Annotated in this window: 1 protein-coding gene; it reads left to right on the top strand. The window is 55.6% G+C overall.

Annotated features, from left to right (window positions below):
- Positions 1–205 (top strand): YbhQ family protein (locus FDX22_RS31950; RefSeq protein ID WP_255433051.1); only part of this gene is annotated, 205 nt, incomplete at both ends.

The raw sequence follows: 205 nt of genomic DNA, 5'->3' as shown, positions 1-205 counted from the left end.
GTGGCGTTGCTGGTAATGGGCTGGATGAGCGGCAAGCTGGTGCACGTCGGCCTGGGATTATGCGTCGTGTATGGCGTAACGGTTATCTTAATGCTGGCATTGCAACGTCACCATGAACAGCGCTGGCGTGATGTGGCTGACGTGCTGGAAGAGCTGACGACCACGTGGTATTTCGGTGCGGCAATGATCGTACTGTGGTTACTGT

Origin of the sequence: Citrobacter sp. TBCS-14, from assembly GCF_005280805.1 — a bacterium.
GTDB lineage: Bacteria > Pseudomonadota > Gammaproteobacteria > Enterobacterales > Enterobacteriaceae > Citrobacter > Citrobacter gillenii.
Note: the sequence above shows the minus strand (reverse complement) of the source record. Positions and strands in the feature narration are given on the sequence as shown.